Origin of the sequence: Prochlorococcus marinus CUG1435 (assembly GCA_017644375.1) — a bacterium.
Taxonomy (GTDB): domain Bacteria; phylum Cyanobacteriota; class Cyanobacteriia; order PCC-6307; family Cyanobiaceae; genus Prochlorococcus_A; species Prochlorococcus_A marinus_AH.
The window spans coordinates 126,119-150,757 of record JAEPLP010000001.1; the positions used below are offsets into that span (position 1 = coordinate 126,119).

A 24,639-nucleotide genomic window follows, 5' to 3' on the forward strand; every position below is an offset into this window, starting at 1 on the left:
AATTTACTCAATATGTCCCTATAAAATGTAAGAATGAATTATGTATAGATTTATAATTTAAAAAGTGGAAGGACAAAATAAGTCGATCACGTTTGACGGACGAGAGATACGACTAACTACAGGACTATATGCTCCTCAGGCGAGTGGGTCAGTAATGATTGAGTGTGGGGACACCTCTTTATTAGTAACAGCAACAAAAACTACAAAAAAAGAAGCTGCTGATTTTCTCCCTCTAATATGTGATTACGAGGAAAAACTATATGCTGCTGGACGAATCCCAGGCGGTTTTATGCGAAGAGAAGGTCGTCCACCAGAAAGAGCAACATTAATAGCAAGATTAATTGATAGGCCAATGAGACCTCTATTCCCTTCGTGGATGAGAGATGAAATTCAGATAGTTGCTTCATGCCTTTCACTCGATGAGAGAGTACCAGCAGATGTTCTGGCAGTTACGGGGGCATCTATTGCAACATTAATTGGTGAAATACCATTTTATGGACCGATGGCTGCAGTTAGGGTTGGACTAATTGGAGATGATTTCATCCTAAACCCAAGCTATAGAGAAATAGAAAAAGGTGATCTTGACATAGTTGTAGCAGGTTCCCCTGAAGGTATTGTGATGATAGAAGCAGGGGCTAATCAATTATCTGAGCAAGATACTATTGAAGCAATTGATTTTGGATACGAAGCTGTTACCGAACTTATTAAATCACAAGAGGATTTACTTAAAGATTTAGGAATAAAACAGATTAAGCCAGCTGAACCTGAAGAGGATAAAACATTACCCTCCTATTTGGAAAAACACTGTACGAAATCTATTGAACTCGTTTTAAAGAAATTTGATCAGTCAAAAGAGGACAGAGATCTTGAATTAGAAAAAATTAAACTTAAAACTCAAGAACAAATAGAATCTTTAAAAGACGATAACCAATTAAAAACTTTATTATCTGAGGATGATAAATTAATTCATTCTGACTTTAAAAAATTAACGAAAAAATTAATGAGGTCACAAATCATTAATGATGGGAAAAGAGTTGATGGGAGAGACCTTGATGAAGTTAGAAAAATATCTGCTTCTGCTGGCATACTCCCAAAAAGAGTTCATGGTTCTGCTTTATTTCAAAGAGGTCTTACACAAGTCTTATCAACAACGACGCTTGGGACACCTAGCGATGCTCAAGAAATGGATGACCTAAATCCTAGTACGGAAAAAACTTACTTACATCATTATAATTTTCCACCTTATTCAGTTGGAGAAACTCGACCAATGAGAACTCCAGGTAGAAGAGAAATAGGTCATGGAGCATTGGCAGAGAGAGCCATAATCCCTGTACTGCCTGGAAAAGAAACTTTTCCGTATGTATTAAGAGTAGTTAGCGAAGTCTTGAGCTCAAATGGATCCACTTCGATGGGATCAGTATGTGGTAGCACACTCTCATTACTTGATGCTGGTGTACCACTGAAGGCTCTCGTTAGTGGGACGGCTATGGGGTTAATTAAAGAGGGAAAAGATGTGCGAATCCTTACAGACATTCAAGGTATTGAGGATTTTCTTGGAGATATGGATTTCAAAGTTGCAGGTACTGAAAAAGGCATAACAGCATTACAAATGGATATGAAAATCACAGGCTTACCAGTCTCTATAATTTCTGATGCAATTAAAAAAGCGAGGCCTGCAAGATTGCATATCTTAGAAAAAATGCAAGAAGCAATAGATAAACCTCAAGAATCTCTATCTCCTCACGCACCAAGACTTCTAAGTTTCAGAATTGATCCCGAACTCATAGGTACTGTTATAGGACCTGGAGGTAGAACTATTAAAGGTATAACCGAGAGAACAAATACAAAAATAGATATTGAGGATGGAGGAATTGTAACTATCGCTTCTCATGACGGAGCTGCTGCTGAAGAAGCTCAAAAAATAATCGAGGGTTTAACTCGCAAAGTACATGAGGGAGAGATCTTCTCAGGTGTAGTGACTCGAATAATTCCTATAGGCGCTTTTGTAGAAATATTGCCTGGGAAGGAAGGAATGGTACACATATCTCAATTATCTGAAGCGAGAGTTGAGAGAGTTGAAGATGTCGTAAGGCAGGGAGATGAAGTAACCGTAAGGGTTCGTGAAATTGATAGCAGAGGAAGAATTAATTTAACATTGAGAGGAGTCTCCCAAAATGGAGGCATGTCTTACCCAGAACCAACACCAACACCGGTAGCGCCTTTAAATTAGATATCTAAAGGCAAAATATCATATTCTTTAATAGTTCTCTTTAATTCAGAACAAAGATCATTATGATTTTCCTTATTGTTAGAGGCAACGATTACTCCTCCTTGCTTGAAATCTGATTTTCCATAACTCAACTCCTCGTTATCCAAATTTGTGATTGATCCACCAGAAGCCCTTAAAATAGCTTCTGGCGCTGCAAAATCCCAATCCTTAGGAGAACTCTTCCCAGGCAAGCTCAAACATATATAGATATCGCTCTCTCCTCTTAATATTGAAGCAATCTTACAACCAATACTTCCCATAATTAATACCTGATTAAATTTGATTTTCTTTATTAATTTATTAAGAGACTCATTACCATGATTTTTACTTGACACTATAGTCATTTCTTGAAGATTTCTGATATTAGATAATTTAGGTTTATTCTTTGAACCATCTTTTTTTTCGCACCACACTTTATTTCCATGCGCAAACCATAATTCATCCTTTTCTGGAATAAGGACAACTCCTATATAAGGTTTTTTCTGGTAGTTTAAAGCCAAATGCAAAGCATAATTGCCTGTTCCTTGAATGAAATCCTTCGTTCCATCAAGCGGATCTAGAACCCATATCCAGTCTTTATTAGTATTAAAACTTTGCTCATCAAATTTCACATTTTCCTCGCTTAAGATTCCCCAATCTACATTTGAATATTTTTTTTTAATTCTACTAATAATGATCTCATTAACTTCTAAGTCAGCCTTTGTAACAGGATCATCTATATTTTTATTTTTTAAAATATTGATTTTATAATTTGATTCTTTTAATATTTTGGAATAATGAAGTAGTATTTCAGCTGCTTCCCAACTGAAATTCCTCAAGTCATTAATTAAATCATTTATATCTATGTTAGATGGTAAGGTAATCACTAAATGAATACTAATTACTCATTTTCTCATAAAAGCCAAGAACCTGAAAGTGGAGTTTTATATATTGTTGGCACTCCAATAGGTAATTTAGGTGATATTTCTTTTCGAGCAATAAATATTCTGAAAAATGTTTCTTTAATTGCCTCCGAAGATACAAGACAAACAAAAAAAATTATGCATAAATTTGAATTTAAAAATACTTTAATAAGTTTCAACAAACATAACTCTTTGCAGAAGATTCAGAGAATACTTAATGATCTTTGCTCGGGAGACTCAATAGCTTTAGTAAGCGATGCAGGAATGCCGAGTATTTGCGACCCAGGAGAAGATCTCATAAAAAAAGCAAAATCCATTGGGTTAAAAATTATATGTATTCCAGGGCCATGTGCAGCGATTACTGCGATTGTATCAAGCGGTCTTCCATCTTCTAAATTTACATTTGAGGGTTTTCTTCCAAGAAAGAAAAGCGAAAGAGAAAAAATTCTTTTAGAAATTTGTAAAAATGAAAAAACTACAATTTTGTTTGAATCGCCTCGACGTCTTAAAAAATTACTTTGCGAATTGAGATATTTTTGTGGTGGGGAAAGAGAAATTCAAGTATTTCGAGAATTAACAAAAAAATATGAAGAACATATCGGTAATAACATTAATCAGGCCATAAAATATTTCGAGGACAAAGAAATTTTGGGTGAACTAACAGTTGTCATTAAGGGTCAAGATAAAGCAAATTCATTAATTAAATTTGATAAGACACAATTAAATAAGGATTTAAATGAGCTAATTAAAGCAGGTCTTAGTTTATCTTCAGCATCAAAATACCTAGCAAAAAAAAATAATCTATCAAAAAACTTAATTTATAAACTGCATTAATATAAAAGTACTATATTCAACATATGTTGCATCTACTTAAAAAGTTAACCTACATTTCAACATTAAATCTATCATTTTTTTTTATTTTGATGATTGGGATACAAAATAGCTCAAAAGAATCAAAAGTGAATCTTATATTTAATGAAACTGTTAATTTGCCAATAAGTTTTATAATTGGCACGAGTTTTATAAGTGGCTCAACTACAGCAGGTGTTTTAATCTTATTGAACAAAAAAACAAATTCATAAATACCTTTACTTTATAGAGCTATTAATTTATCATCACTAACTATCCTAGAAATACCTCTAGACACTAGCAAAGGAGCTACGATTCTAAAAACCTCTGTATTTGGGACCTTGATAACTTTTTGTTCTTTATTGCAAAATCTTTTTGCATTTCTCAATTCCAAATGGATTTCAATTGTTTTTCTGTTTAACTCTTCCTGAGATAAGAATTGCCAATTTGGAAAATCTTTTAGGTATTTAATTTCTAATTCAATTTTCTTATCTACAATCATATAAACAGTTTTTGGGAATTCAATTTCAGAAATATGAACTGAAGAAAAATCTTTTTGAGGAATTTTTTCAATTTCGCAATCTAGAGGGGTTATTTCCATAAATGTATTTTCTTGGAAAATTTGATCTTCTAGATTTTCATGAGCATTATTTGAGTCAAATTGATCTGAATCATCAATAGAATTGGTCTCATTTTGATCTTCTAGATTATTAATTTTTAATCTATTTTTTTTGAGTAACTCTTTATATATTTTTTCCCCCAAAGTCTTCTTCAAGTTTCTAGAAATTGTTAACTTTGTAAATTTATGTTCTTCAGCTAATTGTTCGATTGTTCTACCATCTTTAAAATTTTTTACTATTTGCTTTTTATCAATCAAAGAAAGCCTTTTAGCCAAAATAAGAAGATAACTCTAACCTATTCTATAGGATACCTTAATTAAACAATCTTCAAATTAGTTTTAACATTATTTTTTTCAAAAAAATTTTTTATTATTGTTTGGGATATATCTGTCAGATATAATGACTAAGTGCTTCCTTAGCTCAGCTGGATAGAGCAACTGCCTTCTAAGCAGTGGGCCGCAGGTTCGAATCCTGCAGGAAGCGTTTTAAATAACTTTATCTATCTTATTTTTTCTAGGATGAAGCTCGAACTTGCAAAGTTTAGATAAGTCACATTTGATTAATAAAACAACAATAAATAATAAGCTTGAACTTATTCCGATAAGAACTGTATATTCATCAAGTTTATTAAATGAGGCAAGTAGGGAAAAAGATACAAACCATTGACTTAGGGCAAAAATTAATGTGACTGAATCAATTTGATTAAAACCTCCATCAACCAAACGATGATGGATATGGAGTCTATCAGGATAAAATATAGATTTACCTTTACTTAGCCTTGCTAAAATAACATAAATCATATCAAAAACAGGAACAGCAAAAAATAATAATGACTCTAATAGATAAAAATCTAGTTCTGAATTAAACCCATCATTTAAGCCAGGCTCAAACATAAGAACACTAAGAGATACTGAGAAGAACCCAAGAAAATAAGAACCTCCATCTCCCATTACGATTTTTGCTGGATGATAATTAAAAATCAAGAATCCCAGACAAGAGCCTAATAAAGCAGAAAGAATTGGCAAATACTCAATATTTCCATGACCAATTGCAGCACAAATCATCCCTAAAGTTGAAATGCAAACTATCCCTATTGCTAATCCATCTAACCCGTCTATCCAATTAATTGCATTTATCATCCCAACTATCCAAAGGACTGTAAAAGAAAGACTCAATAAACTTATTAAAGATATTGATAGAGGAACTCCAATTAAGGTTTGGATTTCAAGAATATTTATATGAAAACCAATAGCCCAAAATATTATTGATAGTACTATTTGAAAAAACAATCTAACGAAAGGCGATAAATTAAATAAATCGTCAAAAAAACCAATAATAAAAAAACATGGTGCAATCCCAAAAACTGGCCAGAAAAAACTATTTTGCGGGAAGTTTATAAAACCAAAAGCCAATAATAAAATTATAGGGAGATATAATCCAATTAAAATCCCTAAACCTCCAAGCCTTACAATATTTTTTTTGTGCTGTTTTCTTTTATCAGGTCTATCTATTAAATTTAATTTTAAACTTAAGTTCTTGATTATTGGAATAGTAATTACTGTCAATATGAAAGCAAAAATGAATCCTATTAAACTATTAGCGGCATTAAACAAAATATGAATATATAGATTATGGGTATCAAGAGTCTATTATAATAAAATTTAATAGATTTTTACTAAATTATAAATAATGTGTTTTATCTTTTTTAAAAAAAAATCTCAAGAATTTATTTTTGCTAAATATTTTTTATATTTCTTTATTAAACGAAAACAATGTCAATATTAGTAACTGGTTCAGCTGGCTTTATTGGTTTTCATCTCGCCAAACGACTTTTAAATGAGGGTTATGATGTGATTGGGATAGACAATTTAAACAATTATTATGATGTAAATATAAAGTACGCAAGATTAGAAGAACTTAATAAAGTTTCAAAGAATCTTTCAAATAAATTTTATTTTTATAAAAATGATATTGAAAATGTAGAATTTTTAAATAAATTATTTCGAGATTTTAATTTTAAGAAAGTGGTAAATCTTGCTGCCCAAGCAGGTGTTAGATACTCAATAAAAAATCCTAAAGCATATATAAACTCCAACATAGTGGGATTTGCAAATATCTTAGAGGCTTGCAGAAAAAACAATTTAGAGCATTTAGTTTATGCCAGTAGTAGTTCGGTTTATGGAGGGATTAAAGAATTACCATTTTCAGAAAAGGATAATGTCGATAAACCTATAAGTCTTTATGCTGCGAGTAAGAAAGCTAATGAATTAATGGCATATTCATATAGTCACCTCTATGGTATACCTTCAACAGGTCTACGTTTTTTTACAGTATATGGTCCCTGGGGAAGACCAGACATGGCTCTTTTTGAATTCACAAAATCAATTATCAATTCAAAGCCAATAAAAGTTTTTAATAAAGGCCAAATGATGAGGGATTTTACTTACATAGACGATATTATCGAAAGTCTTTTTAGAGTTATTAATAAGACACCTCTTAAAGATGCAGAATCAGCTGGTAATTCTGATCCTTCAAACAATATTCCATATAGAATATTTAATATTGGGAATTCTAATCCAGTGCCTTTGATGGATTTCATATCTGAAATAGAAAATATAATTGGTACTAAAGCAAAAAAAGAATTTTTGGAAATGCAACCTGGAGATGTCGCAAACACTCACGCGGATACGACTTCTCTAGAGAACTGGATAAAATATAAACCAAGAACTAGTGTTTCAAAAGGCATTTCAGAATTTATCAATTGGTATAAAAATTTTTACAACGTTAAATAGTTTTTAAGATGTTTGACTCCTTCCCAATAAACTATCCTTCAATAGAAAATTGCAAAATTTGCATAGTAGGTCTTGGCTATGTGGGATTACCATTAGCTATTGAATTTTCAAAAATCAAGAAAAGTATAGCGACAGGTAAGGATCTAAATAGAGAAGTAATAGGTTTTGATCTAAATCAAAAAAGAATTAAAGAATTAGAGTCTGGAATTGATTCAACAAAAGAAACTGATTTAGAAGATCTAAAAGAATTTAATAAAATAAAATTTACTTCAGATATAAAATTAATTAGAGAATCAGATGTTTATATAATTTCAGTCCCTACTCCTATTGATGAGAATAAAAAACCAGATTTAAGTTGTCTCATAAAAGCTTCTGAATCAATAGGTGAAACTTTAAAAAATAGAAAATCAAAATATAAGCCAATAATCATTTATGAAAGTACTGTTTTCCCAGGAGCAACAGAAGAAATATGTGTTCCAATTCTTGAAAAAAAATCCAGCTTAAAATTTAATGAAGACTTTTTTTGTGGCTATAGTCCTGAAAGAATTAATCCGGGAGATAAAAAACACAGATTATCTACAATTGTAAAAGTAACTAGTGGGAGCAACAAAGAAACTACTGATTGGGTAGATCAACTATATGCATCAATAATTAAAGCAGGGACATTCAAAGCTAAAAGTTTAAAGATTGCTGAAGCTGCAAAAGTTATCGAAAACACCCAACGAGATATAAATATTGCTCTAATAAATGAATTAGCCAAGATATGTAATTTATTAAATATAGATACTTTAGATGTCCTTGAAGCAGCAGGAAGCAAATGGAATTTCATGCCATTTAAACCTGGATTAGTTGGAGGGCATTGCATAAGTGTTGATCCATTTTATCTAACTTATATTGCAAAAAATTATGGCTACGAACCTAAAGTAGTACTTGCTGGCAGGGAAATAAACGATGACATGAGCAAATGGATTGTTGATCAACTAGAAATTAAAATGCAGATGAAAAAAATATTTTTCAGAAATTCTAAGATTTTGATACTTGGAGTAACTTTTAAAGAAAATTGTCCAGATACAAGAAATTCAAAGGTATTAGATATTATTAAATTTCTTAATCAAAAAGAAATTACACCATACGTACATGATCCTTATATAACTAACGAAGAAAATCTTGAAAACAATTTTAACTTTTTAGAGAATTTACCTACAGATGGTGCTTTGAAATTTGATGCAATTATAATTGCCGTGGCCCATAATGAATATAAACTAATAGATTTAAAAAACTGGAAAAATTTAGTTTCTGAAAATTACATTTTTTATGATTTGAAAGGTATTCTTCCTCGAGAACTTAACCCAGTAAGGCTTTAGAAAATTTTACTTTTTAACTTTCAAAATTTTCCTAATATAAAAAATTTTGATTAAAAATAATTATGAAGACCAAAAAAAATAAAAAAATCATTCTGATATCAAACACAGCTTGGTATGTTTATAATTTCAGATTAGATTTACTTAAACTAATAAGAAGTAAAGGATTTGATGTGTATATTATTTGCCCATATGACAAATATAAAGAAAAAATTGAGGCTATGGGATTTAAAATTTACGAATGGCACTTAAAAAGAAACTCTATAAATCCAATTAATGAACTGGTTTCAATTTATAATTTATTTATTATTTACCAAAGAATTAAACCTGATATAGTTCATCACTTTACAATAAAAGCATCCATATATGGTTCAATCTGTTCTTGGATTTGTAAAACAAAAACTACTATAAATAGTTTTACAGGCTTAGGACACTTATTTATATCTAATGAGAATAAAATTATTTTAATTAGGAATATAATTAGTCCTATATTAAAACTTGTTTTTTCAAAAAAAGATACAAAACTCATTTTTCAAAACTCATCAGACCGAAATCACTTAATAAAATTAAAACTAATAACAAAAAACAACTCTTCTGTAATACCTGGTTCTGGAATAAATGTAAATTACTTTAAACCATCCAAAAAAAATGATGGAGATAAATTTTTGAAAATATTATTCCCATCAAGATTGATTAAAGAAAAAGGTATATTTGAACTCATAAAGGCTTGTAATTTAATTTGGAAAAAAAAAGTACCAATTAAGCTTTTTATTGCGGGAAAATTAGATAAAGGTAATAGGTCTTGTTTAACTGAAAAAGATATAAAAAAATTAAATAAACAAAAATATATTTATTTAATTGGTCATGTAGAAGACATGAGATCTATTTATAAATCTGTTGATATTGTTGTTTTACCTTCATGGAGAGAAGGATTATCGAAGGCCTTGTTAGAAGCAGCATCTATGGAGAAAGCTATAATTACAACAGATGTCCCTGGATGTAGGGAAATTATTGATCATATGGAAAGTGGTTTATTAGTAAAGAAAAATAATCCTTTACAGATAAAAAATAGTATACTCAAGCTCTATAATGAGAAAGATCTTATTAAAACATTTGGTAAAGCTGCAAGAATAAAAGTAAAAAAAGAATTTGAAATTAAAAAGATAAATAATATGACAATAAATCTTTATGAATAGAATTAATTTATTCAATATTGGTCAGAAATCCTTTAATCTAAGCATCATTTTCTTAATGACAGCTCCCTTCCTTTCTGGATTATTTTTAATATTATCATTGATAATTTCGATAATCTTAAAAGGAGAATTTTTAATAAAGAATAAATGGAATTACCCTATATTTATTAGCATTGGAATTTTATTTTTAAGTTGTATAAGAAATACTATTTTTAATACCCAAGAAATAAATCAAAATCTAACTTTATGGGTTGACGTATTTAATTGGATACCTTTTTTACTTATTTTTATTTTCATACCTTTATATATTTCTTCAACAAACCAAAAAATATTATTTAGTAAATTACTTATCATAAGCAACGTACCATTATTAATATCTTGTTTTTTACAAAAGCATTTTGAAATTTATGGGCCATTTTCTATTTTCAACGGCCTAATTGTATGGTATCAAAGAGTCCCAGGAGAGACTACTATAAGCACTACTGGATTATTTAATAATCCAAATTATGCAGGATTTGCATTAGTTACAATGGTACCTTTTATTTTTTTTAATATCGGAATAAATAATAAATCTAAATTAAATAAATTAATAACAATATTTATATTATTGATAACAATTTACACTATATTTATAACTAATTCGCGAAATGCTTATATAGGTTTATTAATTAGTTTCCTTCTATCATTTGGAATAAAAATTATTTATATTATTGGAATTTCTATATTATTATTATTACCAATAAATATTATTACATTTAATCTATTTAATCTAGAAACTTTATCTATAGTTTCAAAACAAACTTTGATTGATTTTTACCATAATATAATTTCCATAAGAATTGGAGACATATTATTTACACAAAGAGTAGAGATTTGGAACAAGGCTATAAATTTAATCTTTCAAAAACCTATATTTGGTTGGGGAGCATCGACTTTTAGTTTTTTATATTTAAAGAATAATGGCTTATATGGTGCACAACATACACACAATATAATCCTACAAATATCACAGAATTACGGTATTCCTTTTGCAATTTTAATCTCTGGAACTGTTCTTTTACTTACTTTCAAATCAGTAAGGATATTACGCGAAGTAAAGAATAAAAAAAACTTAATAAATAAATTCTGGATAATATCTTTATTAGTAGCTATTTTTCATCTATTATTTGATGTAGTTCTATTTGATTTAAGATTAAATATACTTTTTTGTATACTAATAACAGGTTCAAAAATTCTTGTTCTTGAAAATAAAAACCATGATAACTTTAATTTTAAAGATAGATTATTCAATTACAAATAAATAGATTTGATTTAATATAATAAAATATCAAATTAATTTATAATTTAATCAATGAGAAATATAAAAATAAATAATCAAAAATTTAATAAAGATAATCAATTAATAATAGCTGAGATAGGTCAAGCGCATGAAGGTTCAGAGGGACTAGTTCACTCTTTTATAGATGCCCTTTCTGAGGCTAAATGTGAAGCTATAAAATTTCAAATACATCTAGCTGATTATGAATCTTCTCTTCAAGATGAGTTTAGAGTTAAATTTTCTTATGAAGACAATTCTAGATATGAATATTGGAAAAGAACTGAATTTAGCCCTGAACAATGGAAGAGAATAATTGATCATTGCAAATTAAAAAAAATTATCGTAGGAGCTTCAGTTTTTAGTATAGAAGCACTTAAAATTGCAAAAAATTTAGAGGTTGATTTTTTAAAAATCGGATCTGGGGATATCCTTTTTGAAGAGTTAGTAGATCAGATTAGCGCTTGTGATATTCCAGTTATTATGAGTTCCGGGTTGTCTAATTGGAATGAACTTTCTGAAGTTTCATCAAAATTTATTAATCATATTAAGAATGAGAAATTTTCTATTCTTCATTGCACAACAGAGTACCCTACAGAACCAAAAAGAATTGGATTCAATAACATCAGTCTTATTGAAGAAAAATTCAATATACCCTCTGGATTATCAGACCATTCTGGAAATAAACTAACGTCATTCTATGGATTAGCCAAAAATTGTTCAATTCTAGAGGTTCATGTAAATTTTGATAGAAATATGTTTGGACCTGATAGTTCTTCATCTTTAACTATTAAAGAATTTAAAGAAGTGATGATTACAAAAAAATATTTTCAGGAGTTAAACACACACACTAATAAAGATTTTGAAGAAAAAAAACTTAGCTCCACTAAAATGAAATTTTCCAGAAGCATAGGTATCAGAAGAGATATAAAAAAAGGAGAATTTATTCAAAAAAAAGATATAATTTATAGAAAGCCTGGAGGATATTTAGGTAAAAATAATTTAAAGAATGTTATAGGTAGAAGGGCAAAATATGACCTTAAAGCATTGAATATCTTAAGATGGGAAGATATAGAAGAAGTCTAAAGATTATGAAAATAGCTGTCGTAGTTAATAGCAGAGCTAATTATGGTCGAATAAAATCATTTTTAGAAAGCGCAAGAAAATTTAAAACTTTAGATATTAAAGTTATTGCTGGAGCATCGGCTTTATTAGCTAAATATGGAAGAGTTATTGATATTATTAAAAAAGACGGCTTTGAAGTATCTGCCGAATTGGATTCTATAGTTGAAGGTGATGATCCAATACATATGGCTAAATCTACAGGATTGGGGATTATAGAGACATCTACAGCACTGAAAAGCCTTTCTCCGGACGCTGTTTTAACCATTGCAGATAGATATGAAACTTTAGCTACTGCTGTAGCGGCCAGTTATATGAATATCCCTGTAATTCATACCCAAGGTGGGGATCAAACTGGTTCAATTGATGAGTCTGTGAGACATGCTATTACGAAACTCTCACACATTCATTTTCCTGCATCTAAAGAATCAGAAAAAAGAATAATTTCCTTAGGAGAAAACCCTGAATTTGTCTTTAACGTTGGATGTCCAAGTATTGACTTAATAAAAAATACTAATTTATCCTACAAAGAAGGAATGTTCAAAAATGCCAAAGGAATTGGAGGAGCAATTGATTTTTCTAAACCTTATATTGTCGTACTAATGCATCCTGTAACTACTAAAATCAAAGAAACTTCAGAATCAATTAATGAGTTATTAAAAGCAGTAATAAAAATTAGAAATAAAAATATTCAAGTTGTTTGGCTTTGGCCTAATATTGATGCAGGCGGAGAGATGGTTTCAAAAGCTATTAGAACCTCAAGAGAAACATCTGAATTAAAGAATGTACACCTCTATAAGAATTTTCCTCCAGAAGATTACTTAGTTTTAATAAATAATTGCAAATGTTTAGTAGGAAATTCTTCCTCGGGTTTAAGAGAGGGATCATTCTTAGGTATTCCTGTGGTAAACATCGGTACAAGGCAACAGCATCGTGAATCTGCATCGAATGTTAAAAATGTTGACTACAATTCTGAATCAATATTTGAAGCAGTAATTTATCAAGTAAATCATGGAAAGTATTCTTCATCTAAACATTTGGGAGATGGTGAGGCTGGATTGAACATGTGTAAAATTTTGTCCACCATAAATTTACCTTCATCACAAAAAAAATTATATTATTAATGTTTAATTTTAATCCTTCCCAATATACAGAATCTTTCAGAGATTATGAATCAGCCTATGCTTATCTTGATAATGGTGGAATACCTACATATAAGCTAATAGAATGTTCTGACCAAAAAAAATTAATTAAACCAAATTTAATTGACCTTGCTCGACTTTTTAAAATTTGCAGAGCCATTAAACCAAATCGGATTATTGAATATGGATGCGGATTCAGCTCTTATATCTTTAATTATTATCTATCCAATTTTGATATAAATATAGATTCAAAAAAGCAGCTTCACATAATAGAAGTTCACAGAAATTATTTGCAACACGCGTTAAGTAGATTTGAAGAGGGTAAAATCAATATTGATCTAACTTCAGAAATATGTCCCGTAATATTAGATACAAAAAGAGACGATGGTTCCCATAAATATTTAGTTGATTATAAATTCACTCCTGATTTAATTTATTTAGATGGACCTGATCCCGCTGATATTACGAATACAAAATTCACGGATGGAGATCAAAGAGTTCCTATTTCATCTGATCTCTTAACCATTGAATCATGGCTCATACCTGGAACGGTAATTATCGTAGATGGAAGAATTGCTAACGTAAGGTATCTGAAAAAAAATTTACAAAGAGAATGGCATTGGAACACTAGTGTAGATAATGATTGTTCCATTGGAATATTAAACGAAAGTCCATTAGGTAAAAAAAATCTATCAAATTTAAAAAAGAGAGGTTTAATATAATGATTAAAAAAAATCATAAAAATCTATTATCAAAGAATCAAAAAGATCATATAAAGGTTCTTGAAGGGAATGTTTTCGAAATAAATAATTATCCTTCTTTTAGATTATTAATTAAAGGTTTAGAGAATATTTTAATTAAATACGATTTTCCTGATAAGAAAGTGTGCATTCTTGAAAGAACTAAATTATATGGGACTTCATTATTTGGAGGTCTATTCCAAGAAGCTGAAACCTGCAGTTTCGATTGCAGTCCTAAATCTGCACTTCAAAGAGGCAGTTATAATTCTTATATGGTGAATGATGAAAATTTTATTAAATATAATGACATTATTTCGATTTCGCAAAATAAACTTTTCAAATTACCCAGGGATGAATTCGATGTTATTTTTATTCCCAACTTAATACATCATTTTCGAGATCAAAATAAATTGTTCTCTGAATGTTTTGAATCCTTAAAAGATCAAGGAGAACTAATAATATTCGAACCTACTTTTAGGGAGGTACATCAAGCACCACATGATTACATAAGATATACCCCATATGGAATAAAACAAATATTTGAAGATTTCTTATTCAAAAATATAGAATGTGAGGAAATTGGGGATAGTTTTGAAGCTATTACTTACATAATTAATGTAATGATGGCAAAAAGAGAGGATTCGGAATTCTTAAAATGGTGCCAAGATTTGAAAAACAATATAAATATATTTAAAAAAGGAAAAATTGATATTGTTAAAGATCATGCACGATTTCCTAATGCTTTTTTATGTTCAGGAATTAAATATGTTTAAAACAAATGATCTTTGTATAATTGTGCCTGCACGTTCAGGAAGCAAAGGTATACCTAATAAGAACATTAAAGTAATAAATGGCAAATCTCTTTTAGAAAGGACATTAGAATCTGCAGGGAAACTGGTAAGAATGGAAGATGTTTGCCTTAGTTCAGATTCAAAAGAATACTATAATCATCTTAAAAACGTAGAGAAACCTATTTTTTTAGAAAGATCCAAAAATTTATCTGGAGATAAATCGCTAGCAATCGAAGTCTGGAAGAATGCTATAGAATTTCTTAATAAAGATAATAATAAATATAATTTTTCACTATTTCTAGAGCCAACATCACCAATTAGAAATACATCTTGGATTAAAGAAGTTTATGAAAAATTTAAAATTTCAAGGGATGATCTTTGGATGTCAATCAAAGAAACTGATTCAAAGTACAGAATTGAAAAACAATTTGAAATAAAAGAAAATGGGGAAATAAAAAATCAATTTCAAAAAAACGATATTTATTCGCTAAGACAAAATAGTAAGAAAACATACCATAAGGATGGTGTTTTTTATATGGCGAGAAATGACTACATTCTACAAGCCTCAAATCTTCTTGAGGGCAAAATTAAAGGGATAATAAATAAGTTCATATCTATAAATATAGATACTTACGAAGATCTAGATTATGCAAATTATTTAACAAAAAAAGAAGTTACGGATTAAAATTAGAATTTGATTTCTTATTTATAAAATTATTTTTTCTTTTTTAATCATATAGATTAATAAACTATTTCTGAAATTAATAAGAAAATAATTACATGTAAAGAATTAATTCTTATCTTGAACAATAGTTTATTAAAATTTTTCACCCATCCTTAATGAAAATGCTATTATAAAAAAAAATAAAAATAGTTGAAAGAAAAACCTCTTAAAACTGGTGGCAAGAGCTTAATCATCAATTCGAGGGTAAAAGCAGATAAATTCCCATCTAAATTTAAAGATTGCTTAACAAATTATTCAGAAATTGCCAAAAATTATTGTGATGAAGGTGAATGGTTTTATTTTTTGAAGGCAAAAGAAGAATTCTTAGCAAGACCAGATTTTGGTTGGTCAAGTTTATCTTTACAAGAAAAAAAGATAATTCATGGATTAGATGAATTCAAAATTGCCGCATATTTAGGCTATAGGTTTTCTTTTAAAGCTGGATTAAATAGAAAAGGTTATGAAAAAAAACCAATTTTTGCTTTGCTCGAAGTTTCCAGTGCCTGCAATGTAAAGTGCCCTTTCTGTTTCCAAAGTGATCCATCTTTTACTACCCAAGAATATATGGGAATAATAGATACTAAGTTAGCCATGAAAGTGGTTGACCAAATTAACGACATGAAAATAAGGGGTATCACAATCGCTAGTAGAGGGGAGCCACTTCTATATAAAGATTTAGAATATCTTCTAAATTATATCGGAACAAAAAATAATATTATTGAAATTAAAATCAATACTAATGCAAAACGATTAACTGAAGATAGATTAATAAAATTAATTAAAACCCCACTCAACATACTAGTTGTATCTACTGATCATTATGAAAAAGAGATGTATGAAAAATATCGTCATGGTGCTAATTATGAAACTTTTGTAAAACATATTTCAAAAATTAATAAAATCAGAAATGGACTTAATAGAGAAATGAATCTTTATACCAGAGCTAGTGGTGTAATGGTAGATCCAAATATGAACAAAACTAAATTTGATAACTTTTATAGTGACTTCTTTGATGAAAGTGCATCTGTAACCCTTACAGAAATGTGGGACACCTATTCAAATAAAATTGAGGATATAAGCAATTTAGGGCCCTGTGGCATGCCATTTGAGAAACTTTATATTTGGCATGATGGCACAACAAATCCATGCGATGTAGATTATAAATCACTTCTTTCCCCAGGTAAGGTGGGAAATTTGTCATTACAGCAATGTTGGGAAAATATGCAATACTTAAGAAACGAAATGCTCTCTAATAAAAGGCATTTACATAAACCATGTGATAGATGTTATGTGAATTAATTATTCATGAAAATATTATTTTACGGATATGGAAATCATGCTAAAAGAATTAAAAAATATTTAGATGAATATATACTTATTCCCAAAAGTTATTGCTTTATAAATCACAACCAAGAAAAAATCAATAACAAAGATTGCTTCAAAACGATCGAAGAAAGTTTAAATACATTCAAAAACTTTTCTTGTGCTTTTATAACTTCCCCAAATGCATATCATCTGGAGCATCTAAAAAAATGCCTAAAAAATAATATTCCATATGTTTATGTAGAGAAACCAGCTTTTGGGATTGAGGAATATTTTAAAAGTTATAATTTTTCAAAAAATAATTTAAATTTTTTACAAGTAGGTTATCAATACAATTACTCTAAACCAATAAATGATTTAAAAAAAATTATAGAAACAAATTCAAATGGAAATCTCTTGAGATTGGATATTTTTTTTGGTAAAGGCATTTCCTTTAAAGAGAGTTTTAGAAATGAATGGCGTTCAAAACAAAAAGAAGCTATCGCTGAAACTCTTGGATGTCATCTTTTAAATACTTGCATTTTCTTATTAGGAGAGAAGGGGATTAAATCAATTTATACTAAAATAAAAAAAAGTAGTGAAAATGGTTTTTACGATACTTATCATGCTTGTGGTTTAACCAGAAAAGCTGAAATGTTTTCTTTAACTGCAAGTTGGGGTTCACCATTAGAACAAAAAATAACTGCATACTTTTCAGACTTGGTATGGGAATCCGATATGCAACAAATATTTAAAAGTTTCCCAAGAGATTGTTTTGATGAAAATGGATATTTTATTAAACCTTCAACTAGCGTAGAAGTTTCTGAGGAAATTGGAATAAAACCAAGCATATCATCATTCATAGACAAAGTTTTAAGTAAAAAAAAGTATCAATTTGAATTTAATAACTCGTCGCTTACTTCAGAACTTCTATTAAAAAATATTTATTGATTTAAATTAAATCACTTTATTATGCTAAAAATTTAAAAAAGGATACTAAATGCCAATTTTTGTAGGGGGAATGTTTAAAAGTGGCACATCGCTTACTCGAAAATATTTAGGTAATCATCCAGGGATATTTGCAGGCTTAGAAACAAACTGGTTTCAACTTGATAATTACTTTAAAAACAAAAATTTAAATATATCTGAAATAGTAGAAATGTGGGATTCTTTTTATGATACTAACAAAAATGAAATCTATAAAATGATAGAGATATCAAAATGTTCTGAAGAAGTTCTTGATAGGATGATGCATTCTATAAAATCTAAAAATAACTTTATAGATTGGTGTGATAAATCCCCTCCAAATATTTCACATGGTAAAAGAATATTTAGTTATTGGAAGGATGCAAAAATTATTCATGTTATTAGGGATCCTTATGATATTTTTGGTAGTTTAAAACAAGCAAAAAAATGGAATTCACCTAAAGAATTTGTTGAGAGATGGACACCTATTTTTGCTGATATAGATTATTTGAGAAAACAAAAAAATTATATCGAGATACGCTATGAAGATTTGATATTGAATACTGCAAAAACATTAAAAAAGATTTATAAGTTTTGCAATTTAAAATGGGAGGATATTTATGCTAAACATGAACCTAACCAATGGGAATATAAAATTGTAAAAAAAATGACTGGTAAAGATTCAACTACTTTAAAACGTTTATCTGGACCTATAACTGAGGCTAGAATTGGTATAGGAGAAAAAGTAATAACCCAAAAAGAAAAAGATGAAATAAAATTTTTAATAAGAGAAGAAGGTCTTACAGAAGAATTCGCTATGGCTTCAAAAAAAATTTAAAATATGATTGGTCTTGCCTACCATTATTTGAGTAATACATGTAATCTTTATAAAGGCATACACCCTTTAGATTGGTATACTTTTGAAAGACAAATAGATAAACTCAAAAAAAATTCTGCTACTTTAACATTTGATGAAAACATAAATTTTTATTTAAATGAGAAAAATGATTTTGCCCAAAAAAAATATTTATTAACTTTTGATGATGGATTAAAAGAACATCTTAAAGCTGCAGAAATTTTATCTCAGAAGGGAATTAAAGCAATTTTTGCGATAATAGGATGTGCAACTTTTAGGAATAAAATGCCACTAGTTCACAAGTTACATTGGTTAAGATCAAATATTGAAATTAATATTCTCAAAAATAAATTAGAAGAAATAAAAGACATAAATTTCTTAATAGATGAAAACACCAAGAAAAAAGCACAAGCAATGCATATTCATGATGATCTTGATACAGCAATCTTGAAATATAATCTAAATTTCTTAATAGATTATTCAAAGTTAGACTATGCAACTAGTAAATTAATTAATTTATATTCAAAATCTGAAAAGGAGCTTTGCAAAAAGTACTTTTTAAATATTGATGAGATCAAAAAAATTGATAAACTTGGACATATTATTGCTTGGCACACAGATAAACATTTACCCATGAGTAAACTTAGCAAAAAAGAGCTTAAAGAGGATTTAGATTTTGGATACGAATTTTTAAAAAAAATCAACTCAAAATCAGAAAAACATTTATGCTATCCATATGGAAGAATTGATGCATTACCATTAAAAAATTTAGATTATGTCTTATCTTCAAAGTTTAAATATGCTTGGACATTGGAGAAATTTGATAAAAAATATTTTAAACCAAAATATAATAATTTTCTTTTGCAAAGAATTACTACAAATGAATTATTCAAAAACGACACTCAATTAATATCAAAAAGTTTATATTTAGATATTAAATAATTTGAAGATGTTTTTAGAAATATTTGATAAAAAACTCTTAATGAAATTATTTAAAAATGCAGGTCTATTAATTTCATTATTTGTTATCAAAATATCAATAAAATCAAACTTTAAGCATATTTCAATTTTGGGATATATATTTTATTTAGCAACATCATCAAATAATTTTTTTATTTACATATTTAATATTATTTCAAACAAAAATAAACCTTTTATCATTCTTCTTGAGAAAGGAGGTTTTAATGAAGATATACAAATAATTAAAAATAACTTTAAAGAAATAGATTGTATTGGATTTTCAAGAACATTTGTAAAAGGGATCGCGAGTTGTTATTTATCAAAAGATATTTGTGATAATAATTATTTTAGTAGTGCAACTATACATAATAAATCAAAAGTTAATCTCTTCGTTTTCTATGATTTTTTATTTTCAAGATTACCTTTAAGGGTTAAACCAATTGCTATTTTTACTGGTAACTTTGGATATTCTCCAGAACAAGAATTATTTAAAGCTTCATCAAAAAATAATATTAAAGGAATCGCAATTCAAAAAGAATGTTTAAAGCCAGATGGATTATACGACTTATGGAAATATATTTATTCTGTTAGAAGAGGTGTATTTGGTGGGACATTAGTACTTAATTATAATCAAATTGAAGAAGAGATACAAAAAAAATCTCAAGTTATAAATACAAAAAAAACTAGAATGAAAATTATTGGTTGTCCAAGGTTAGATGATGCACATTATTTGAGGAAAAACCATAATTTGATCCAAAATCACCAAGTATTAATGTTTGGATTTGGTACAAAATCATTTCTTCCGGTAATACCTAGAAAATCTTATGGTGATCTTGAACCTCATCACGAATATCTTAATCGAGAAGATAAAAACCTAACCTGGGCAAAACTTATAAAAGAATTATGCACTTCTTTTTATAAATGTGCGCAGCAAAATCCACATATTCCTTTCATAATAAAATTAAAGGAAATGTACCGAGAAAATTATGAGATGCTAAGTTTTTTTGAAAAAAAGAAAAAGCTTAGCAATATTAAAATCACAACTAAAGGGAATGCATTAACTCTTGTTAGAAATTCTTCTGTAGTCATAAGTCATAGATCAACAACCCTTTTTGAAGGTATTGCAAGAGGAATTCCTGTGATAATTCCAAATCTTGGAGAATGCAGAATTGAAAAATATAAGAAATATATATTCGAATTCACCAATGCTGATAATGATTTAATAACAGTAAATACTGAGGATGAATTTATAAAAGAATTAAATAATATTTTAAGTATCCCTCCAAATATAAAAACTAAATTAAGCAATACAAAAAAAGAAATTCTTGATAAATGGATGGGTAATGCGGATGGTAAAAGTGGCCAAAGATTAATTTCAATATTAAAAAAAGAATTAAAATAATGTATTTCCCTTTTAGATATTCATTAAATATAGAGAAACAAATTCTTTGGTATTTGTTAGCAATTATTTTCTTTTCTAAGAGTTACAAAAAAATATTAGATGCTGGTTGTGGCCTTGGACAAAATATAAGGTTTTTTAAGTTTGAGAAATATCTGGGTATAGATATAGATCCAAAGAGAATAGCTAGAAATAAAGTCAAATTTAATATTAATAAAATAAATTTCAAATCACATGATGTTATTAAAGAAGTTCCTAATTTCAATAATAATTATAATTTAGTGGTATTAATTCAAGTTTTGACTAACTCTTTTTTTAATAAAAATGAAGTTAAGACAGCTTTAAAAAATCTTATTGAAGTTTGTCAGGAAAAATTCGTCTTTAATACTAGCAGTAAAAATACTGAAAATATTCATGAAATAAATAATTTACTGGATAAATCAAATTTAAAATATAAGACAATTAATTATGGGATACCTAAAAATTTGAGGAAAATAAAGTTGCCATTAATATCACAATTAATCGCATTAATATATTTGTTATTTATTTTGATTAATAATAAAATAATGAGCAACGTAAAGATTTTATATATATGCGAGATAAGATAACAATATTTTTACCTGTAGAGACTAAGTCTCGAGAATTACCATATAAGTCTCCATTAGCCTTTTTGTTAGCAAATTTAGGTTGCAAAGTTTTAATTGGTCGGCAGCAAGAATTAAGGCTCTTATGGTTTAATAAAAGAAATTTTTTTTACTTAGATAAAAGCTGTGCAAAAACAAAGTACAGCTTGTATCGAGATATAAAAAGTTGTGGAGGAGGTATTGGAGTATTTTGTGAAGAAGGTCTCGTCTATAGAACTAAGCAGCAATATTTATCTGAAAGAATATATCAAAAAAGTTTTGACTTAATAGATATTTTCTGGTGCTGGGGTAGAAAACAATTTAGCGATATAAGCGAAAAATATAATAAAAGTAAGTTAAAAATTATAGATCCTCCAAGATTATCCATAACTTTAAAATATAAGGAGGCTCTCAAATCAAAAAATAAAAAAGAGAAAAAGGTTCTTTTTCTAACAAGTTTTGGAAGATTAGATAAAAGAATTAACAATAAAAAATTTACTCAGTTAGAAATATTAAAGAAAAGAGGAACATATAATCCTGAAATTGGAGAGAAATTTTATTCTGATTGGGACAATTATTTAAAACAATATCAAGAAAAGTTTATTAATTTAATAGAAAAATTTTGTGAAAGTTTTTCCGACATAAAATGTTCAATAAGAATTCACCCCTCAGAGTCAAAAGAAAAATATCTTAGATTAGTTGAAAAATACCCTAACTTAGAATTCTCAGAGTATTTACAGATTGGTGATTCAATTATTAATTCAACTCATATAATTTCTTCATTTTCAACTAGTTCTGTAGAAGCTAAACTTATTAATTCAAATTCTTATGTTTATAACCCTAATTCTGATCAAAGATATGAACCAAAAATTATTAAGGATATTTGTAATTGCTATAGCAATTATGAAGAAATATTTTCTGAGATCCTAAGTAATAAAATAAATTTCAAAGAAAATAGTCATCTAAAAGAATATATATCAAATATTGAGATTGATTCAATTAATATATTAAAAAACTACGCAAATGAAATTTACAATATTGGTAAATCAATAAAATATAAAACTAATAATATAAGCTCCTTTTTCATAAGAGCAAAATATCTAATAAAGCATAATTTAAGAAATATCCTTTATGTTCTAAGAATAAAAAAAGATAGCCTAGTCGCTAAGTCAAAATGTAATTTAATTACTTCAAAAGATATTATTAAATATGGTGAAGAATTTTTATGCCAGCATGATACGTTTAGTAGGATAAAAAATAATTTTGGTATAAAAAAAATACATAATAATGTTTTTGAAGTTTATAAATATTAGAAAATTTATAAAGAAAATTGGAAAATTTACAAAGAATTTTCCTCCACTTCATAGATTTATTGCTAACACATTTAATTTTTACATAATATATATTCTCCCAATTTTCAGTTTATATAAAAAAATTGATTTTAAAAAAACAAAAGATGTTTCAAAAATTCTTGGTCTTCAGTCAATAAGATTAATTAAATTAAATAATATCGACCTAACAAATAGAGATACTTTAAAGAAGTCATTTAAAAAAATTGATTTTAAAGAGGGTGGTTGGTGTATATATCATAAAAATGCTTTTGATATTTTAGATAAAAAATTATTTATAGAGTCCTACAGAAATAAACCTATAGGTTTAAAAATACTTATTAATGACAAAGAAATTGTTTCAGATAAAAATAATACAAGTTATGGTTTGAGACCTTTTGGTAGGTATTCCGATGTAAAGGAAATACTAAGGGTTGGTAATAGAATGTTTTTGTTAAATATTGGACCCAAAATTTATGATCTTATTAGATTAGAAGACAAAAATGGTATTAGATGTTATGCATATCTAATAAGCAATATTGAAAGTAAAGATGTGGAAATTACAAAAAAAGATTATGCTAGGTTTTTAAATTTTTTGAAAGTCGAAAGATGGTTGGAGCCTATTTGGACTACCACCTTTTTAATTGATGATTTCGATACAAAAAAGAAATCTTCAAATATAGTCATTAATATGAGAGGTGAAACTAAATTTTTAGACTTTCAGGCCTTTGCTATCCCAAAAGAAAATGAATATATCAATCAGATCGTAGAAGATTTTGGAGTAACTGCATTCGGGAAAAAAAGACTTTTTTCAAATTCAAATTTTCTTTACCAAGTTTTGCCAGAAGTAAATGATGGCAAGAGAGATACCTTAAAAAGATGGAAAGAATTTGACAAAATGTTCAATAAAATTAACCTATCTATTAATAATAAAAATATTCTAGATGTAGGATGTAATATAGGCATGAATTGTTATTACGCTCTTTCTAGAGGTGCAAGTTTTGTATACGGAATTGATACAAAGGAAATTTCAAATCGAGCTAACCATTTGTTAAATTCTTTAGGTGCAACGCGATATGAAATTCATGGTTTGGATTTAAATTACCAAAAAGATTTAAATAAGATAAGTGAATTAATAGAAAATAAAATCGATTTTGTTTTTTATTGTTCAATTGATGGACATATTGGATATCCAAATCAAATAAGGGATATCCCTTTTAAATATATTCTTCATGAAGGCCATCCCAACACTAGTTTAGAAGAAAACATAAATAATTTGTTAATCAATAATTGGCTAAATTCTAATTCTTCAAATATATTGTTTAAAGAATACATATCTGATGGAGATAGTCCATCAAGGCCACTAATTCTTGCTTCAAGATAGG

Annotated in this window: 22 protein-coding genes and 1 tRNA gene; 20 read left to right on the top strand and 3 right to left on the bottom strand. The window is 28.1% G+C overall.

Translation table 11 applies throughout. From position 1 onward, the window contains the following. Nucleotides 1-64 precede the first annotated feature (64 nt). Nucleotides 65-2,230: a polyribonucleotide nucleotidyltransferase gene (locus JJ844_00815; GenBank protein MBO6974220.1), complete on the top strand. Its 2,166-nt coding sequence runs from the start codon at nt 65-67 to the stop codon at nt 2,228-2,230. On the opposite strand, the gene JJ844_00820 is transcribed toward JJ844_00815, so the two are convergent. Further along, complete coding sequence (locus JJ844_00820; protein MBO6974221.1) at nt 2,227-3,135, bottom strand: 3'(2'),5'-bisphosphate nucleotidase CysQ; 909 nt, start codon at nt 3,133-3,135, stop codon at nt 2,227-2,229. The two genes, JJ844_00815 and JJ844_00820, sit on opposite strands and share 4 nt — an antisense overlap. Before the next feature lie 3 nt (nt 3,136-3,138). On the opposite strand from JJ844_00820, the gene rsmI reads away from it, so the two are divergent. Further along, on the top strand, nt 3,139-4,005 hold the full coding sequence (gene rsmI / locus JJ844_00825) for a 16S rRNA (cytidine(1402)-2'-O)-methyltransferase (GenBank protein ID MBO6974222.1): 867 nt from the start codon (nt 3,139-3,141) through the stop codon (nt 4,003-4,005). A gap of 259 nt (nt 4,006-4,264) precedes the next feature. Here rsmI and JJ844_00830 read toward each other — a convergent pair whose 3' ends face one another. Continuing rightward, nucleotides 4,265-4,915, bottom strand: a complete 651-nt coding sequence (locus JJ844_00830; protein MBO6974223.1) for a hypothetical protein — start codon at nt 4,913-4,915, stop codon at nt 4,265-4,267. Nucleotides 4,916-5,049: 134 nt separating this feature from the next. Here JJ844_00830 and JJ844_00835 point away from each other — a divergent pair. Continuing rightward, nucleotides 5,050-5,123 (top strand) — tRNA-Arg (locus JJ844_00835). A gap of 2 nt (nt 5,124-5,125) precedes the next feature. On the opposite strand, the gene JJ844_00840 is transcribed toward JJ844_00835, so the two are convergent. Continuing rightward, the gene (locus JJ844_00840) at nt 5,126-6,205 is read right to left on the bottom strand and encodes an undecaprenyl/decaprenyl-phosphate alpha-N-acetylglucosaminyl 1-phosphate transferase (protein MBO6974224.1); all 1,080 of its coding nucleotides are present in this window, start codon (nt 6,203-6,205) and stop codon (nt 5,126-5,128) included. 207 nt (nt 6,206-6,412) lie between these two features. Between JJ844_00840 and JJ844_00845 the strand changes: the two genes are divergently transcribed. The 17 genes from JJ844_00845 to JJ844_00925 all read left to right on the top strand — a co-directional run bounded on the left by JJ844_00845 (nt 6,413) and on the right by JJ844_00925 (nt 24,638). Next, a complete protein-coding gene (locus JJ844_00845; protein ID MBO6974225.1) occupies nt 6,413-7,432 on the top strand; it encodes an NAD-dependent epimerase in 1,020 nt (339 codons plus the stop codon). 8 nt (nt 7,433-7,440) lie between these two features. Continuing rightward, entirely contained in the window at nt 7,441-8,796 is a 1,356-nt protein-coding gene (locus JJ844_00850; GenBank protein MBO6974226.1) for a nucleotide sugar dehydrogenase, read from the top strand. 62 nt (nt 8,797-8,858) lie between these two features. Further along, nucleotides 8,859-9,989, top strand: a complete 1,131-nt coding sequence (locus JJ844_00855) for a glycosyltransferase family 4 protein (protein MBO6974227.1) — start codon at nt 8,859-8,861, stop codon at nt 9,987-9,989. A 55-nt stretch (nt 9,990-10,044) separates the two neighbouring features. After that, entirely contained in the window at nt 10,045-11,286 is a 1,242-nt protein-coding gene (locus tag JJ844_00860; protein ID MBO6974228.1) for an O-antigen ligase family protein, read from the top strand. Nucleotides 11,287-11,337: 51 nt separating this feature from the next. Then, nucleotides 11,338-12,387: an N-acetylneuraminate synthase family protein gene (locus JJ844_00865; protein ID MBO6974229.1), complete on the top strand. Its 1,050-nt coding sequence runs from the start codon at nt 11,338-11,340 to the stop codon at nt 12,385-12,387. Between the two features lie 5 nt (nt 12,388-12,392). Then, a complete protein-coding gene (gene neuC / locus JJ844_00870; GenBank protein MBO6974230.1) occupies nt 12,393-13,547 on the top strand; it encodes a UDP-N-acetylglucosamine 2-epimerase (hydrolyzing) in 1,155 nt (384 codons plus the stop codon). Further along, nucleotides 13,547-14,287: a hypothetical protein gene (locus tag JJ844_00875; protein MBO6974231.1), complete on the top strand. Its 741-nt coding sequence runs from the start codon at nt 13,547-13,549 to the stop codon at nt 14,285-14,287. The genes neuC and JJ844_00875 overlap by 1 nt, the downstream gene beginning before the upstream one ends. Next, entirely contained in the window at nt 14,287-15,078 is a 792-nt protein-coding gene (locus JJ844_00880) for a methyltransferase domain-containing protein (protein ID MBO6974232.1), read from the top strand. The genes JJ844_00875 and JJ844_00880 overlap by 1 nt, the downstream gene beginning before the upstream one ends. Then, nucleotides 15,071-15,781 carry an acylneuraminate cytidylyltransferase family protein gene (locus tag JJ844_00885; protein MBO6974233.1) on the top strand — a complete coding sequence of 237 codons (711 nt, stop codon included), beginning with the start codon at nt 15,071-15,073 and terminating at the stop codon, nt 15,779-15,781. Before JJ844_00880 ends, JJ844_00885 begins: the two co-directional genes overlap by 8 nt. A 189-nt stretch (nt 15,782-15,970) precedes the next feature. Next, nucleotides 15,971-17,119, top strand: coding sequence for a radical SAM protein (locus JJ844_00890; protein MBO6974234.1), 1,149 nt, complete (start codon nt 15,971-15,973; stop codon nt 17,117-17,119). 6 nt (nt 17,120-17,125) lie between these two features. Continuing rightward, on the top strand, nt 17,126-18,073 hold the full coding sequence (locus JJ844_00895; GenBank protein MBO6974235.1) for a hypothetical protein: 948 nt from the start codon (nt 17,126-17,128) through the stop codon (nt 18,071-18,073). 49 nt (nt 18,074-18,122) lie between these two features. Further along, nucleotides 18,123-18,926 carry a sulfotransferase gene (locus JJ844_00900; protein MBO6974236.1) on the top strand — a complete coding sequence of 268 codons (804 nt, stop codon included), beginning with the start codon at nt 18,123-18,125 and terminating at the stop codon, nt 18,924-18,926. 3 nt (nt 18,927-18,929) lie between these two features. Next, complete coding sequence (locus JJ844_00905) at nt 18,930-19,886, top strand: polysaccharide deacetylase family protein (protein ID MBO6974237.1); 957 nt, start codon at nt 18,930-18,932, stop codon at nt 19,884-19,886. 40 nt (nt 19,887-19,926) lie between these two features. Beyond that, nucleotides 19,927-21,306 carry a hypothetical protein gene (locus JJ844_00910; protein MBO6974238.1) on the top strand — a complete coding sequence of 460 codons (1,380 nt, stop codon included), beginning with the start codon at nt 19,927-19,929 and terminating at the stop codon, nt 21,304-21,306. After that, nucleotides 21,306-21,911 carry a class I SAM-dependent methyltransferase gene (locus tag JJ844_00915; GenBank protein ID MBO6974239.1) on the top strand — a complete coding sequence of 202 codons (606 nt, stop codon included), beginning with the start codon at nt 21,306-21,308 and terminating at the stop codon, nt 21,909-21,911. Before JJ844_00910 ends, JJ844_00915 begins: the two co-directional genes overlap by 1 nt. Next, on the top strand, nt 21,896-23,239 hold the full coding sequence (locus tag JJ844_00920) for a hypothetical protein (GenBank protein MBO6974240.1): 1,344 nt from the start codon (nt 21,896-21,898) through the stop codon (nt 23,237-23,239). The genes JJ844_00915 and JJ844_00920 overlap by 16 nt, the downstream gene beginning before the upstream one ends. After that, the gene (locus tag JJ844_00925; GenBank protein MBO6974241.1) at nt 23,214-24,638 is read left to right on the top strand and encodes a hypothetical protein; all 1,425 of its coding nucleotides are present in this window, start codon (nt 23,214-23,216) and stop codon (nt 24,636-24,638) included. The genes JJ844_00920 and JJ844_00925 overlap by 26 nt, the downstream gene beginning before the upstream one ends. Nucleotide 24,639: the final 1 nt, after the last annotated feature.